The 12,739-nt window shown below is 71.0% G+C and carries 12 protein-coding genes; 5 read left to right on the plus strand and 7 right to left on the minus strand.

What is annotated here, in order from left to right; genetic code table 11:
- Window positions 1–123 precede the first annotated feature (123 nt).
- The 4 genes from FHP29_RS01440 to FHP29_RS01455 all read right to left on the minus strand — a co-directional run bounded on the left by FHP29_RS01440 (window position 124) and on the right by FHP29_RS01455 (window position 3,332).
- Entirely contained in the window at window positions 124–969 is an 846-nt protein-coding gene (locus FHP29_RS01440) for a methylenetetrahydrofolate reductase (RefSeq protein ID WP_139621096.1), read from the minus strand.
- Window positions 970–1,091: 122 nt separating this feature from the next.
- Window positions 1,092–1,487 (minus strand): hypothetical protein, encoded by a 396-nt coding sequence (locus FHP29_RS01445; RefSeq protein WP_139621097.1) that lies wholly within the window; start codon window positions 1,485–1,487, stop codon window positions 1,092–1,094.
- Between the two features lie 187 nt (window positions 1,488–1,674).
- Window positions 1,675–2,340: a GntR family transcriptional regulator gene (locus tag FHP29_RS01450; protein ID WP_139621098.1), complete on the minus strand. Its 666-nt coding sequence runs from the start codon at window positions 2,338–2,340 to the stop codon at window positions 1,675–1,677.
- A 44-nt stretch (window positions 2,341–2,384) separates the two neighbouring features.
- Window positions 2,385–3,332: a carbamate kinase gene (locus FHP29_RS01455; protein ID WP_139621099.1), complete on the minus strand. Its 948-nt coding sequence runs from the start codon at window positions 3,330–3,332 to the stop codon at window positions 2,385–2,387.
- Between the two features lie 111 nt (window positions 3,333–3,443).
- Here FHP29_RS01455 and FHP29_RS01460 point away from each other — a divergent pair, with 111 nt between their 5' ends.
- The 5 genes from FHP29_RS01460 to FHP29_RS01480 are packed head-to-tail and all read left to right on the plus strand — an operon-like array spanning window position 3,444 to window position 9,584.
- On the plus strand, window positions 3,444–4,376 hold the full coding sequence (locus FHP29_RS01460; RefSeq protein ID WP_139621100.1) for an oxamate carbamoyltransferase subunit AllH family protein: 933 nt from the start codon (window positions 3,444–3,446) through the stop codon (window positions 4,374–4,376).
- Window positions 4,373–4,972, plus strand: a complete 600-nt coding sequence (locus FHP29_RS01465) for an ankyrin repeat domain-containing protein (RefSeq protein ID WP_139621101.1) — start codon at window positions 4,373–4,375, stop codon at window positions 4,970–4,972. Before FHP29_RS01460 ends, FHP29_RS01465 begins: the two co-directional genes overlap by 4 nt.
- A gap of 12 nt (window positions 4,973–4,984) precedes the next feature.
- Window positions 4,985–6,535 (plus strand): acyl-CoA synthetase FdrA, encoded by a 1,551-nt coding sequence (fdrA, locus tag FHP29_RS01470; RefSeq protein WP_139621102.1) that lies wholly within the window; start codon window positions 4,985–4,987, stop codon window positions 6,533–6,535.
- Window positions 6,532–7,956 (plus strand): YlbE family protein, encoded by a 1,425-nt coding sequence (locus FHP29_RS01475; RefSeq protein ID WP_139621103.1) that lies wholly within the window; start codon window positions 6,532–6,534, stop codon window positions 7,954–7,956. The genes fdrA and FHP29_RS01475 overlap by 4 nt, the downstream gene beginning before the upstream one ends.
- On the plus strand, window positions 7,953–9,584 hold the full coding sequence (locus FHP29_RS01480; protein ID WP_205013781.1) for a hypothetical protein: 1,632 nt from the start codon (window positions 7,953–7,955) through the stop codon (window positions 9,582–9,584). Before FHP29_RS01475 ends, FHP29_RS01480 begins: the two co-directional genes overlap by 4 nt.
- A 67-nt stretch (window positions 9,585–9,651) precedes the next feature.
- Here the strand turns inward: FHP29_RS01480 and FHP29_RS01485 are convergent, their stop codons facing one another.
- From FHP29_RS01485 to FHP29_RS01495, 3 genes are read right to left on the minus strand one after another with little or no spacing between them, the layout of a single operon-like run.
- A complete protein-coding gene (locus FHP29_RS01485) occupies window positions 9,652–11,436 on the minus strand; it encodes a DUF429 domain-containing protein (protein ID WP_139621104.1) in 1,785 nt (594 codons plus the stop codon).
- A 10-nt stretch (window positions 11,437–11,446) separates the two neighbouring features.
- Window positions 11,447–11,788, minus strand: a complete 342-nt coding sequence (locus FHP29_RS01490; RefSeq protein ID WP_139621105.1) for a DUF1801 domain-containing protein — start codon at window positions 11,786–11,788, stop codon at window positions 11,447–11,449.
- A complete protein-coding gene (locus FHP29_RS01495) occupies window positions 11,778–12,713 on the minus strand; it encodes a LysR family transcriptional regulator (RefSeq protein ID WP_139621106.1) in 936 nt (311 codons plus the stop codon). The genes FHP29_RS01490 and FHP29_RS01495 overlap by 11 nt, the downstream gene beginning before the upstream one ends.
- Window positions 12,714–12,739 lie beyond the last annotated feature (26 nt).

Consider the following 12,739-nt stretch of genomic DNA (forward strand, 5'->3'; position numbering starts at 1 on the left):
CCAGGTGGCTTGACCGTCGGGAGTCAGGGTCGCCATGAGGTCGATGAAGCCGCGGGCCTGGTTGGCTTCGGCCGGGTCGAGGTGGCGGACGCTTCGCATGCTCAGGAAGCGCCGCAGGCCGAGCTACTCCTTCGCGATCCGCGAGAGCCAGTCCTGACGCCAGGCCTCGGTCTCCGCGACCTGGTTGAACGTGTAGATGTGCAGGCCGGTGACCTTGACCTCGGGCTCGCCGATCGTCGGGGCGCACTTGGTCAGGAAGGACTCGCCGGTGAAGCCGCCGGGGGCGACCAGGCGGGCCATCAGGCCCTTCTGCTTGGACAGGAACTTCGTCGAGTCGCCGACGCCGATCTTGGTGGCCATGCTGAGCAGCTTGGTGCGCTCGACGGGTCCGGGAACCCCCAGCAGGACGGGGAGGTCGATGCCGCGCAGGCGCATGCGGTGCAGCCAGTCCTTGACGACGTCGGGGTCGAAGGTGAGGTTGCTGACGATGTGGGTCGCGTGCTTGCGCTTGTCCCACATCGACTGCACGGTGAGGTCGTCGTGGATGCTCGGGTGGCTCTCGGGATAGCCCGCGACGCCGACCTCGGCGAACGGTCGGCCGAGGTCGGTGTGGTCCTCCAGCAGGGAGAGGGCGTCCTTGTAGTCGCCGGCCGGCTCGGCGTCCCCGCCCGGCACGAAGATCGTCGTCACGCCGGCCGCCGTCAGGCGCTCGGCCAGCTCGGCGAGCTGACTGCGACCGGTGACCATCTTGGCCGCCAGGTGCGGCACCACGCTGTAGCCCTGCGCGGCCAGGCGCTCGGCGGTCTCGACCGTCCGCTCCAGACCCATCGAGGGCGAGGCGGTGACCGTGACCGGCACCGAGGTGGGCACCGACTCCAGCACCTTCTCCTCGATCGTCTTCGTCGGGAGGATCTCGTACCGAGCGTGGGTCAGGAGGTGGCGGAGTGTGGCCGCGTCCTTGTTGCGCATGATGGAACTCTTTTCGTAATACGCACCGACCACCCCAGCCTAGACCTGGGCGAGCGGCCACGTACAGAGTCCCGACCGACTTCGTCGTGTGTCCCCGGCGCGGACCCCGCGCCGGGCGGAAATCAGCCGTCCATGCAGGTGAAGTAGGCCTGGATGTTCACCACTCCGTTGCACGGAGCACCACTGTGCTGCGCCTTGGGCGGGATCTCTCCGTCGGGGCCGACGATGAACGACGAGACGTCGACCACCGAGTCGCCATCGAAGTCGATGCCGATCAGACCTCGGAAGCCGTCCCCGGTGTCGAGGTCGACGAGGCCGGCGTCGATGCGCTTCTGCAGTCCGCTCGAGATCCAGATCGGGGAGAAGTCGTCACCGCTGAAGACGATCTGGACTCCGGCGGCCTGGTTCTGCTTGGAGATGTTGATGCACTCGTGGGCGGAGGCGGCGCCCGCGCCGACCAGGACGATGGCGGCGGCGCCGAGGACGGCGGCCGCGGGACGGATGAGAGGGACAGACACGGAGGGCTCCTTGGGTTCGAGGGTTCGAGCCGCCCGAGCGACCTGTCGACAGTACGACCGGTCCGACGCCGCCACATCCCCCATCATGACCATCTACGGTGAGCCCAAGGAGGCATCACCGGTGCCGCTCGACTCGACGCGGTCTCGCGTGTCCACCACGGGTGCCGAGAGCACCGCCACGGCGACTTCACCCGCGGATCCCCTGCTGGGCCTGCGCCCGCTCGTGCTCGAGGCGCTGCCGGTGGCTGCTCTCGATGTGGGCCAGCACCAGTGCCTCGATCCGCTCGATCTCCCCGGCCGCGATGGCGTCGTAGAGCACCTGGTGCTCCTCGGTCACGTGCAGGAGGTCGTCGTGCTGGCCGAGCAGCCATCGCAGCCGGCTGCGCATGGTCTGGCTCAGCTCGCTGAGCAGCCGGTTGCCGGCGATGTCGGTGACGATCTCGTGGAAGTCGGCCGCGGCCCGGCGCGACGCGACCCGGTCGCCGGCGCGGGCGCCGGCCAGCTCGGCCTCCAGCGCCGCGCGCAGCCGCGCCAGGCCCGCCGGCGTACGCCGCTGGCAGGCCAGGCGGAAGGTGAGCACCTCGAGCGCCGAGCGGACCTCGTCGAGCTCGGCGAGGTCCTCCGCCGAGAACTCCCGGACGACCGCCCAGGTGTGGGGGCGCAGGGTGACCAGGCCCTCGGCGTCGAGGGCCTTGAGCGCCTCGCGCACCGGGACCCGGCTCACGCCGAACTCGGCGGCGAGGTCGCGCTCGACCAGCTTGCTGCCCGGCGCGCGCTCTCCGTCGATGATCTGGTTGCGCAGCCACTCGGCCACGCGTGAGGACTCCTTGGTCCCGTCGGTCGTGCTGGTCACCGTCACCTCCCTCCCCCCGCGACGAGGGTACCGAGAGGGTCGCGTCAGACGGCGGGCTGAGGCTCCCGGAACACGATCCCGTCCTCGAGGGAGGGCAGGATCTCGGTGCCGACCTTGCGGGCCAGCAGGTCGTCGAGCCGGTCGAGCGGACCGATCAGAGCACGGCCGCCGGCCCGCGCGACGCGGATCGCGGCGTCGACCTTCGGCTTCATCGAGCCCTCGGCGAAGGACAGCTCCCCGATCGCGTCGGCCGAGGCGGTGACGATGTCGCGCTGCTCCGGCGTGCCCCAGTTCTCGCTGACGTAGTCGCCGTCGGTCAGCATGATCAGCACGTCGGCCTCGATCTGCTCGGCGAGCGCGGCACTCGCCAGGTCCTTGTCGACGACCGCCTGCACGCCGACGTGGCGGCCCCGGCTGTCGATGCGCACCGGGACGCCGCCGCCTCCGACGCACACGGCGAGCGTGCCGTCGTCGAGCAGCCGCCGGATCAGCGGCGCCTGGACGATCGAGATCGGGTCCGGCGACGGCACGACGCGGCGGAACGCGCTGCCGTCCTTGGCGATCGTCCACCGGTACTCCGCGGCCGCCTCGGCGGCGTCGTGGGCCGAGTACTGCGGGCCGATCAGCTTGGTGGGACGGTCGAAGGCGGGGTCGTCCTCGGAGACGACGGTCGTCGTGATGATGCCCGCGACCTCCCGCTCGCCCTTGACGGCGTTGGCCAGCTCCTGCTGGACGACGTACCCGATCATGCCCTGGGTCTCGGCGCCCAGGATGTCGAGCGGGTACGCCGCGACGTCCTGGTAGGCGAGGTTCTGCAACGCGAGCAGGCCGACCTGGGGTCCGTTGCCGTGCGTGATCACCAGCTCGGTGGTCCGCGCCAGCTCGGCGAGCGCCTGGCACGTGGAGCGGACGTTCGCCCGCAGATACTCCGCCGTCATCGGCTCGCCCCGGCGCGCGAGGGCGTTCCCGCCCAGTGCCACTACGACTCGCATTGAAGATCCTTCCGCTGATCGACCACGTTGGTATACCGTTTCGCGGAATGGTATACCATCCGGCAGCGGGATGAGACCTCGCTCACATCGCCTCGGACGAAGGGACCCGGGATGCGCGCGCAGACAGCGACGGCAGTGCGGCTCCGTGCCGTCTCCGTCGACACCCGGCTCGCCGATCGCCTGGGTCCCGGACTCGTGTCCGTCGGCTCGGTGCACTCGATCCACGACCGCGCGGTCAACGTGCGCACGGCCGACGGGCTGCTCTGCTGCCTGGCGACCGGCGACCTCGAGGACGCGCCCCGCACCGTCCGGATCGACGCCGACAGCTGGGCCACCGCCCGGTGGGACGTCGGCGCCCCGGTCGACGTGGACCTGACCGGCGCCACCGGCTGGCTGCCCTCCCCCGCGGACCTGTCCGGTCTCACTCCGAGCGGGCTCCTCCGGGCCGCCGCCGCGATCGACCGCCAGCTCCCCCGGCCGGCCGGCCGCACCGACTTCGAGCGGGCCAGCGCCGACCTGCTCGGGCGCCGTACGACGCAGCTCGCGGCGGCGCTGCAGGCCCAGGACGCCGCGGCGACGACCCGCACGGCGGAGGCCCTGGTGGGTCTCGGGGCCGGTCTGACGCCGAGCGGTGACGACGTCCTGACCGGACTCCTGGTCCTCGCCGCCGCCGAGGGCATGCGCCTGGCCTCCGCTCGACCGGCCCTCCGCGCGGCGGTGGCGGACCGGCTGGAGGCGCGCACCACGGCCGTCAGCGCCGCCATGCTCACCGAGGCCGCCGACGGCCGTGCCCGGCAGCGCCTGCACGACCTCGTCGCGGCGATCGCCGCCGACTCCGCCGACGGGGACCTCGCCACCGCGATCCGCCGGGTCCGCGAGATCGGCCACAGCTCCGGCGCAGACGTCCTCGCCGGCATGCGACTCGGGCTCACCGTCGAGTCGCTGCTGCGCTCATCCACGACCGGGCACCGTCCACGTCGGACGCCTTCGCCGGACTGGTCGCCGACTTCCACTGACCCCCACCCACAGGAGAGAGAGACATGAGCACCAACGCCGACGAACGCTATCTCGCGGCTGCCGCCGCCGGAGACCTGGACGGCGTACGCGCCGCCCTGGCTGACGGCGCGGACAAGGACGCGCAGGACCGGGAGGAGGCCAGCGCGATCCTGGCGGCCGCGCGCGGAGGGCACTACGACGTGGTGCGCTTCCTCATCGCCGAGGGCGTGGACATCGACGCGCAGGACCAGACCTGCTTCAACCCCTTCATCCACGGCTGCATCCACGACGACCTCGAGCTCGTCAAGATCATGGTCGAGGCCGGCACCGACCTGAAGCGGCTCACCCGCTTCGGCGGCAACGGGCTCACCCCCGCCGCCGAGAAGGGCCACCTCGACATCGTCCGCTACCTGCTCGAGAACACCGACATCAACGTCAACCTCACCAACACCCTCGGCTGGACCGCGCTCATCGAGACGATCATCCTCGGCGACGGCGGTCCGGTGCGGCAGGAGACCGCGGAGCTGCTTCTCCAGCACGGCGCCAAGCCCGGCATGACCGACGAGTGGGGCGTCCCCCCGATCGACCTCGCGCGCAAGCGGGGGTTCGACGACCTCGCCGCCGTGATCGAGCGCTACCTCTGAAAGGACCCTGCGATGACCAGGCACATCGACATCCGCAAGAACACCTATCTCGACTCCGTCTCGCTCATGTCCATGAGCACCAAGGCGAACGCCGTCGAGGGCGTCACCCAGGCCCTGCTCGGCATGGCCACGCCGATGAACAAGGAGGTGCTCCTCAACGTCGGCGTCCAGGACCCGGCGATCGACGCGGCCAAGCCGAGCGACCTGATGATCGTGATCGACGCGGCCGACGACGTCATCGAGGACGCGATCCGGGCCGTCAACGACATCCTCGCCCGCAAGACCCGCTCCGCCGACGGCGCGGCGGAGGGCCGCTACCGGACCCTCGACGGCGCCTTCGCCGAGGTGCCGGACACCAACCTCGTGCTGATCTCGGTCAACGGCGCCTACGCCGCCCGTGAGGCCCGCAAGGCGCTCGCCGCCGGCAAGCACGTGATGATCTTCTCCGCCAACGTCTCCGTCGAGGACGAGATCGAGCTCAAGAACCTCGCTCACGCCAAGGGCCTGCTGCTCATGGGACCGGACTGCGGCACGGCCATCCTCAACGGCACCGGCCTCGCGTTCGCCAACGCGGTCCGACGCGGCTCGATCGGCATCGTCGGCGCCTCGGGCACCGGCAGCCAGGAGATCTCGGTGCGGGTGCACGACTTCGGCGGCGGTGTCTCGCAGCTCATCGGCACCGGTGGGCGCGACCTGTCCGCCGAGGTCGGCGGCCTGATGATGATCGACGGCATCGAGGCCCTCGCGGCCGACCCGGAGACCGAGGTCATCGTGGTCGTCTCGAAGCCGCCGGCCGAGGAGGTCGCCGACAAGGTGCTCGGCGTCCTCGGCGGGACCGGCAAGCCCGCCGTGGTCTGCTTCCTCGGATCGCCCCGCACGGAGTCGGGCTATCCGAACGTGCAGCTGGTGTCGGGCACCAAGCCCGCCGCGCTGGCCGCCGTCCTGGCCACCGGCGTCGACGAGTCGACGCTCGACCTGCACGCGCTCAACATCCCGCTGATCGAGGAGGTCCGCGCCAAGCTGGCCCCCGAGCAGAAGTACGTCCGCGGCCTGTTCTGCGGCGGGACCCTGTGCGACGAGGCGATGTTCGCGGCCCTCGCGAAGTTCGACAACGTCCACTCCAACATCCAGAAGGACCCGGCGTACGTCCTCGGTGCGACCGACGCCTCGCGCGAGCACACCTTCCTCGACATGGGCGACGACGACTTCACCGACGGCCGTCCGCACCCGATGATCGACCCGTCGCTGCGCCTGCAGCGGCTCGTCCAGGAGGCCGACGACCCCGAGGTGGGCGTCATCGCGATGGACTTCATCCTGGGCTTCGGCGCCCACGAGGACCCCGTCGGCGTGACCGTCCCGGCCATCGAGGAGGCGAAGGCGAAGGCCGCCGCGCGCGGCCAGCACCTCGAGATCCTCGGCTACGTCCTGGGCACCGACCTCGACACGCCCGCCCTCGCCGGACAGGTGGCCCAGCTCGAGGCCGCCGGCGTGACGATTGCCTCCTCCTCCACCAATCTCGGCCTGCTGGCCCGCGAGTTCGTAGCGAAGGGTGACAACCGATGAGCATCACCAGCCTGTTCTCGACCGAGCTGAAGCCGGTCAACCTCGGCCTCGACATGTTCGCCGAGGACCTGCGCGCCCAGGGCGTCGCACCGGTCCTGATGGACTGGACGCCGCCCGGCGGCGGCGACCCGGAGGTCATCGCGGCCCTGGGCCGCCTTGAGCGTCCCGACGTCGCCGAGCGGATCGCCGCGGCGAACGAGGAGGCCGTCGGCCGGATCCTCGCCGCGCAGCCCTTCCTCGAGGGCTTCGGCCAGGCCATCGACACCGTGCCCGGCATGACCCGGACGACGATCCTGCACGCGGGTCCCCCGATCAGCTGGGAGCGGATGTGCGGTCCGATGAAGGGTGCGGTCACCGGCGCGCTCGTCTTCGAGGGGCTCGCCAAGGACCTCGACGAGGCAGCCGAGCTGGCGGGCTCGGGCGAGATCACCTTCTCCCCCTGCCACGAGCACCAGTCGGTCGGCTCGATGGCCGGTGTCACCAGCGCCAGCATGTGGGTGCACAAGGTCACCAACCGGACGCACGGCAACACCGCGTTCACGAACCTGTCCGAGCAGCTGTCGAAGATCCTGCGCTTCGGCGCCAACGACCAGTCCGTCATCGACCGCCTCAACTGGATGCGCGACGTGTTCGGCCCGGTCCTGGCGGCGGCGATGGAGCTCAACGAGGGCGGCCTGGACCTGCGCCTGCTCCTCTCGCAGGCCCTGCACATGGGCGACGAGGCGCACAACCGCAACGTCGCCGGCACGACGCTGCTGATCCAGGCGCTCACGCCGTACATCGTGGAGACCGACTTCTCCACCAAGGAGAAGCGGGAGGTCTTCGACTTCGTCGCCTCCTCGGACTACTTCTCGGGGCCGACCTGGATGGTCACCGCCAAGGCGGCCATGGACGCCGCCGCCGGGATCGAGGACTCCACCGTGGTCACCGCGATGTGCCGCAACGGCGTCGACTTCGGCATCCGGGTCTCCGGCACCGGCGACCGGTGGTTCACCGGTCCCGCTCAGCAGGTCGTCGGCCCGATGTTCGCCGGCTACACCCCCGAGGACTCCGGTCTCGACATGGGCGACTCGGCGATCACCGAGACGTACGGCGTCGGCGGGTTCGCGATGGCCGCGGCTCCCGCGATCGTCGCCCTCGTCGGCGGCACGGTGCAGGAGGCGATGGGCTACTCCCGGACCATGAACGCGATCACGACGGCCAACAACCCGAACGTGACGATCCCGGCGCTCGACTTCATGGGCGTGCCCAGCGGCATCGACGTCCGCAAGGTCGCCGAGACCGGCATCCTGCCGCTCATCAACACCGCGATCGCGCACAAGGATCCTGGCATCGGCATGATCGGGGCGGGCATCGTGCACCCGCCGGTCGAGGCCTTCCAGCAGGCGCTTCGCGCTCTCGCGGACGGAGTGGCCCGATGACCGCCGTCGCGCCCGCCACCACGGGCACCGAGCTGAAGTGGTGGAAGAAGGGTGACATCGCGGCGTTCTTCGCGCTGTTCACCAACAACCTCACGAACATCATCACGTTCACGGCCCTGCTCACCCTGGGCGGCATCCCCGCCGACCTGGTGGTGGGCAGGATCGCCCCGGCCTTCGGTCTGGCGATCTTGATCACCTCGTCGATGTACGTGTGGTTCGCGCGGCGTCTGGCGGCGAAGGAGGGGCGCGGCGACGTCGTGGCCCTCCCCTCCGGCCCCAGCGCGCCGTCGATCTTCACCGTCACCTTCCTGGTGATCCTGCCGGTCTACTCGACCACGCAGGACGCCGAGCTGGCCGTCGGCATCGGCCTGGTGTGGGGCTTCCTCGAGGGTCTGATCCTGTTCGTCGGATCGTTCTTCGGCGACCTGCTCCGTCGCGCCGTCCCCCGCTCCGTGCTGCTCGCCTGCCTCGCGGGCCTCGGCCTGCTGCTGCTCGCGATGAACCCGATGCTGCAGGCGTTCCAGTTCCCCGTGGTCGCCTTCGTCGTGCTGGTGATCGTGTTCATGAACTGGTTCGGTCGCGCGCCGTTCCTGGGCAGGATCCCGACCGGTCTGCTGCTGCTGATCGTCGGAACGGTCGCCGCATGGTCGTTCGGTCTGCAGACGCCCGACGCCGTCGAGGCCGCGCTCGCCCACGCCGGCTGGCACCCGCCCCACGTGTCCATCGACAACTTCTTCGAGGGGCTGCAGCACGCCGGGCCGTTCCTCGCCTCCGCCGTTCCGCTGGCGCTGGCGAACTACGTGTTCGACCTCGAGAACATCGAGGCGGCCGAGGCCGCGGGCGACCACTACAGCGCCCGCCCCGTGATGCTCGTCAACGGCGGTGCGACGATGGTCGGCTCCCTGATGGGCAACCCGTACCCGGTCACCGTCTACATCGGTCACACCGCGTACAAGGAGATGGGCGCGGGCATCGGCTACACGATGCTCAACGGCGTCACGATGTTCGCGATGGGCATGCTCGGCATGAGCGCACTGCTGCTGTCGGTGGTCCCGATGGCGGCGATCGCCCCGATCCTGATCTACATCGGCGTCGTCACCGCGGCACAGTCGGTGCGCGAGACGCCGAGGGTCGAGCTGCCGGTCATCTTCATCGCGCTGTTCCCCTGGGTCGCGAACTGGGCGAACAGCCTGGTGAACAACACGCTGAAGGCCGCGGGCACGAACGTCGCCGAGGTCGGGGCGGATGCTCTCAACGGCGCCGGGACCTACTTCGCCGGCATCAGCACGCTCGGCAACGGTGCACCGCTGTCGTCCCTGCTGTGGGGCATGATCGCGATCTTCGCGATCCGGAACAAGCCGCTGTTCGGCCTGATCGTCAGCGTGCTCGCCGCCGCCCTGGCGTTCTTCGGCGTCATCCACGACCACGTGCCCGGCCTGCCGGACGAGTACACGCTGTCCGACACGCACGTGATGTTCCTGGTGGCCTACCTGATGGTGGCGGCCCTGTTCCTGGCCAAGTGGATCCAGGATCGCGTCACCCAGACGTCGGTGACCTTCACCGCCGCCGACGAGGTCACGCTCGGCACGGCGGTGCCGCCGACGCTGATCCAGTCCTCCGAGGGCTGAGCCCGCCGACGGGTCCGGGTGCGCATCGTCCCCGGGCCCGTCGCACCACTCGCAGGGCGGCGCGGGATCAGTCCTCGCCGCGCATCTTCGCCCACCGGGCCCGCAGCGCGCCGGCCCGGTGGGCGTTGCCGCGCAGGTCGACGTAGCGGTCGCCGTACACCCACAGCAGGGCGTCGTCGAGACGGCGTACGGCGCCGGGCGGGTAGCGGTAGCCCATCCGCTCGCGCAGAGCCTCGTCGTCGACCGAGCGCAGCGCCTCGCCGAGCGCGGCGAGCGAGGTGATGCCCAGCTCGAGGACGAGCGCCGAGATCCAGGCGTAGTGGTCGGTGCGCGACCAGCCCGCGTCGGCGTACTGACCGGCGAGGAAGGCTGCGAGCTCGCGCGGGCTGATCCGCGGGTCGTGGTCGTCGTAGTCGTCGCGCTCGTCGTCGCCCTCGTCGTCGGCCTCGGTCGGCCCCTCCCGCAGCAGGTCGCGGATCGTGGAGAACTCACGGTCGGCGAGCTCGAGGAGGCCGGCGGCCAAGGTGAACCTGCGGTCGAGCTCGAGGACGTGCTCGGCGGGGACGGTCCCCTTGTAGCGGATGTCGTGCTCGAACTCCGCCCACGCGTGCTGGAGCACCGTCCGGATCTGGATCGCGGCCTGGTGGCCCTGCAGCACGTCGTCCGCGGGGTCGCCGTCGCCGGCGGGATCGACGCCGACGAGCAGGTGGCGGCTGGAGTACCCGAACCGGCCCTCGCTGGCGGTCTCCTGACCGAGGTCGCGATCGTCGTGGACGACGGCCTGGTCGTCGAGGAGGTCGACCACCGCCTGCACGTCGCTGTCGACGTAGGTGATCACCCGGACGCCGATCTGGTCGGTGATCTCGCGCAGCGGGTCGGCATAGAGCGGGCGGCCACCACTGGTGCGTGCGGCCTTGGCGGCGAACGACGACACGCTCTTCGCGCGTCCCGTGACGGTCAGGTAGTTGATGCCCGCCTCGTCGAGGATCGTGGTCACCAGCCGGACGAAGCCGTCGGTGACCTGCCGCAGCGCGGGCTGCAGCTCGGCGTAGCGGCGCACCGCGGCGCCGATGTCCAGCGCCTCCGTGGCGTCCCGGGTCGGCCGGGGGGCCGGCTCGAGATCGGGCGGCAGCGTCGGGGTGACGATGTAGCCGGTCTCGAGGTCGCCGTACGTCGTGGTGTCCTGCGGCCGGCGCTCGGCGAAGAGCGCGACGTAGGCGCACACCACGGCGTCGACCTGGTCCTCCACCGCGCGCAGCTCGCTCTTGCGGGTCGCCGTCTCCGCCACCGAGCGCAGGGCGGTCCACGCGGGGAGGGCGCCCACCTGCAGCGGCGGGTCGGCGGCGACCAGCCCCTCGACCAGGCCGAGCAGCACGAGCAGCTCGGCCCGCATGTGCTCGAGGTCGCGGCCCGGCTTGTTCTTGTACTTCAGGGTCCGGCCGAGCCGGAACAGCGCGACGGTCGCCGGATGCGGGTACACCTCGATCGCCCGCCGCGGGCGCCGCGAGCGCGGGTTGACGTCGAGTCCGAGCAGCGCGGCGATCCGGGCGGCGCGGGGCTGATCGCGGAACTCCGGCCGACCGGTGTTCGTGGGGTGGGCCCCCGCGTCGAACCGCGCGAAGTCCTTGTTGAGCGCCGCCTCGGCGGGACGGTTGCCGGTGGGATTGGTGACGACGATCGGCGCGTCGATGGCCACCAGGCACTCCCCCTCGACGTACGACGCCAGGGCGGCCACGACCTCCTGATCGCTCTGGGCCGCGGAGACCGCCAGCAGCCGGCCGTCACCGTCGAGGACCGCGACGCCCGTGGGCCTGCGCTCCCCCCACGCGAGATCGATGCCGACGAAGTGCATGCTCCGGCGCTCAGGCGCGGTTGAGCGCGACGGCTTCGCGCACCAGGGCGACGAACGCGTCGTCGTCGAGCACGTCGCCCTCGCGGAGGTCGACCGCGCGGCGGGTGCCGGCGTCGAGGCTGGCGTTGAAGACGCCCGTGGGGTCCTCGAGCGAGGCGCCCTTGGCGAAGGTCGCCTTGACCTTGTCCTTGTAGGTCTCGACGGTGCAGATCAGCCCGTCGGCGGAGAAGGTCGGCACCCCGGCGGGGTTCGACGCCTTCTTCCACTTGGCCTCCTCGACCGCGGCGGGCTCGGCCGCGACGATCAGGGACCGGATCTTCTCGACGGTGTCCGCCCGCCAGTCAGCGCTCATGCGCCGACCCTACCGATGACCGGCGTCGGGCCGAGGGCAGCGCCGAGCGGAGGAACGCCTGGGCCCGCGCGGTCAGCCGGACGCCCTTCATCGAGGCCAGCACGATCTCGAGAGGAGCGATCGGGTCGGAGATCTCGAGATGCACGACCTCCGCGCCGTCGTAGGTCATGGTGCTGGCCGGGCGCTGGTTGAGCACGGACCAGCCCTGGCCATGGGCGACCATGGAGCGGACGGTCTCGAATCCGGCGGTGCGGTGCCGGATCCGGGGCCGGATGCCGGTCGATCGGACCAGTCCCTCGAGATAGGGCCCGCTGTGGGGCAGGTCGAGCAGCACCATCGGCTCCTCGGCCAGCTCCGCCAGCCGGACCCGCTTGCGCCGGGCCAGCCGGTGGCCCTTCGCGACGAGCACGTACGGCGCGGCGAGGCCGACGCGGACGTGGTCGATGTCGTCGTCGAGGTCGTAGCCGTACATCAGCGCCAGCTCGCAGCGACCCGAGCGCAGCGCCTGCTTGAGCGCCGCGTGCTCCTCCTCCACGACCGAGATCCGGATGCCCGGGTGCTCGGCCTCGCAGGCCGCCAGCATCCGCGGCAGCTCGAAGGGGCCGAGCGTGGTGAAGCAGCCGACCACGAGATCGCCGAGGAGCGCCTGGCCGGCCGAGCGCGCGACCTCGGCCAGCTCGGTGGTGTGGACCAGATAGCTGCGCAACTCGCGGTGGAACGCCTCGCCCGCCGCGGTCAGCGTGAGGCCGCGGGCGTGGTGACGCAGGAGCAGCTGGACGCCCAGCTCCTTCTCCAACTGCGCGACGGCCGTCGAGACCGCCGACTGGGACACCATCAGCTCCCTCGAAGCGGCGGTCATGCTGCCGAGCTCCGCCGCCGCGGCGAAGTAGCGCAGCTGTGTGAGCGTGAAGCCGACCTCAGCCATGACGGCCATCCTGCCCCAGGTCCCGC

It is taken from the genome of Nocardioides albidus, assembly GCF_006335005.1.
GTDB classification, from domain to species: Bacteria; Actinomycetota; Actinomycetes; order Propionibacteriales; family Nocardioidaceae; genus Nocardioides; species Nocardioides albidus.

Coding starts and splice junctions, on each gene's coding strand:
- FHP29_RS01440 (WP_139621096.1), bottom strand. CDS start 969: ATGCGCAACAAGGACGCGGCCACACTCCGCCACCTCCTGACCCACGCT.
- FHP29_RS01455 (WP_139621099.1), bottom strand. CDS start 3,332: ATGCGAGTCGTAGTGGCACTGGGCGGGAACGCCCTCGCGCGCCGGGGC.
- FHP29_RS01460 (WP_139621100.1), top strand. CDS start 3,444: ATGCGCGCGCAGACAGCGACGGCAGTGCGGCTCCGTGCCGTCTCCGTC.
- FHP29_RS01465 (WP_139621101.1), top strand. CDS start 4,373: ATGAGCACCAACGCCGACGAACGCTATCTCGCGGCTGCCGCCGCCGGA.
- fdrA (WP_139621102.1), top strand. CDS start 4,985: ATGACCAGGCACATCGACATCCGCAAGAACACCTATCTCGACTCCGTC.
- FHP29_RS01475 (WP_139621103.1), top strand. CDS start 6,532: ATGAGCATCACCAGCCTGTTCTCGACCGAGCTGAAGCCGGTCAACCTC.
- FHP29_RS01480 (WP_205013781.1), top strand. CDS start 7,953: ATGACCGCCGTCGCGCCCGCCACCACGGGCACCGAGCTGAAGTGGTGG.
- FHP29_RS01485 (WP_139621104.1), bottom strand. CDS start 11,436: ATGCACTTCGTCGGCATCGATCTCGCGTGGGGGGAGCGCAGGCCCACG.
- FHP29_RS01490 (WP_139621105.1), bottom strand. CDS start 11,788: ATGAGCGCTGACTGGCGGGCGGACACCGTCGAGAAGATCCGGTCCCTG.
- FHP29_RS01495 (WP_139621106.1), bottom strand. CDS start 12,713: ATGGCTGAGGTCGGCTTCACGCTCACACAGCTGCGCTACTTCGCCGCG.